The organism is Luteolibacter pohnpeiensis (assembly GCF_016595435.1).
Lineage (GTDB): Bacteria > Verrucomicrobiota > Verrucomicrobiia > Verrucomicrobiales > Akkermansiaceae > Luteolibacter > Luteolibacter pohnpeiensis.
This window is the reverse complement of record NZ_JAENIJ010000109.1, coordinates 1-1,606: the sequence shown is the minus strand read 5'-3', so window position 1 is coordinate 1,606 and position 1,606 is coordinate 1. Positions and strand designations below refer to the sequence as shown.

At 57.4% G+C, this 1,606-nt stretch carries 3 protein-coding genes; all 3 read right to left on the bottom strand.

The features are described from left to right. Positions 1 to 87: 87 nt before the first annotated feature. The gene (locus JIN85_RS20355) at positions 88 to 561 is read right to left on the bottom strand and encodes a RusA family crossover junction endodeoxyribonuclease (protein ID WP_200274307.1); all 474 of its coding nucleotides are present in this window, start codon (positions 559 to 561) and stop codon (positions 88 to 90) included. Continuing rightward, entirely contained in the window at positions 558 to 896 is a 339-nt protein-coding gene (locus tag JIN85_RS20350; RefSeq protein ID WP_200274304.1) for a hypothetical protein, read from the bottom strand. Before JIN85_RS20350 ends, JIN85_RS20355 begins: the two co-directional genes overlap by 4 nt. Continuing rightward, on the bottom strand, positions 893 to 1,606 hold a 714-nt coding region (locus JIN85_RS20345; RefSeq protein WP_234047539.1), incomplete at its 5' end, for a DUF4942 domain-containing protein. The genes JIN85_RS20345 and JIN85_RS20350, both read right to left, overlap by 4 nt.

Genomic DNA, 1,606 nt, shown 5'->3' with positions numbered 1-1,606 from the left:
CACTCCTTTGGCGGAGGCGGTCAGCATTCGGGTATCGGCCAACCAGTCGGTCGGGTAAAACTGCATGTAGGGTAGTTCTGCCATGAATCAAAAGAATCTCTCCTGTTGATTGGAGTTCGAGGTTCCCGCAGGCGCGTTCGCGGATTCGATCGGTTCAATCGCCACGTAGATGCCCACGCGGTCGCCCCATGCCTTGGTGATTTGCAGCGAGGAAACCTGGCCGTCGTCATTCCAGAACCGCAGCTTGGTCATGCAGTCCTCAATCATTTTGACCACGTTGCTGCAGTCCGGTTTCGAGGTGTGAGGAACCCGCCCTAGGGCGATCCGCCGCTTGGGTTCGGATTTCCTCCACGGCCAGACGAAATCGATTTTCAGCGAAACCGGGCCTTCGATCGGTGCCAACGGCCGGTAGGGCAAACAGAGCGTCGTCAGGTCGTTCTCAGCAGCTTGGGCTTTCTTGTTCTTGAAGAACATCGGCTTGCCGTTGACCATCACGATCCGCTTGCCTGCTCCCTGGCTGGTGGCCTTGGGTGGGATGATGGGTAGATGAAAAGCGATCATGTCAGTTGAAGTTCGAGCTGTGGAGGGAAGAGCTGCTCCTGAATCTCTTTGGCATATCGAGCAGCCTGCTTTTGTTCAGGGCATCGCCGGTCGGGAAGGCCTGGAGAAGCTGCAAACCTTTTGAGAGCGTCCCGCAGATGGAGCATGCCGTTGCGGCCAGCCGATTCACGCGATGGGAACCGGCCTCGAAATGGGCATCCCATCCCCGTATTCATGAAGTGGTAGCCATAGGCAAACTGCCAGCCCTGCTCACCACGCCGGACCTCGACTGAGAGAATCGACCAGGCAAGCTTCGGATGCGGAACCCGATAGAAGTAGTCGGGCGAATCACTCATGCCACTCCCCTTTCTCCTGACATCAGCATCGGTAAGGCGGACGTGGTTGTTAGACGGAATCCGCTCTGGAAATGCTTTGCGGCGGTTTCCTGCGGGATCTCCAGTTCTGCCGCTGCTTCCGCGTCGTTGCGCAGCCACCCCTTGAGCTTTCCATGCTGAACGTTGAACGCGTGGATCAACTCAGGATGGCATTGCAGGTGCACGTTCCGATTGAAGAACGCCCGCACTCGCAGCAAGGACTCGACCTTTCCTGCCGCTGTTTTGAATCGGATCGTGCGAGCCGTGCTGTCCTTCCATTCATGCTCGACTGGCCCTTGGTCCAGGACCTCGAAACCGAGGTTTCTGGCACATACAATCAGATCGCAAACAAAGTCGGCAGCTCGCTTGGAAATCCCGCGACTCGATTCGCTATATCCTCCCTCAAGCCCGCCAAGATACTCCAGCACCATCCGGTGCCCGACCTTGAGCCGGAAATGCGTGCCACGCTCGTCCTGGGCCGTGTCGTAGCGAAAGCGGTTCCACTGGAACACGCGCTTGTTAGAGACATAGTTCTCGACGTTCGCCAGGTCGACCATCGTCTCGTAAGTCTCAATCAGCTGGGCGTCAAAGTAGGCGTTCGCATTCTTCACCACCCACATCACCACGGCGTAGGCGTTGTCGCGGTTGAACTCGATGCCGGTGCGCGACTGCATCAAATCCCGGATCTTCGT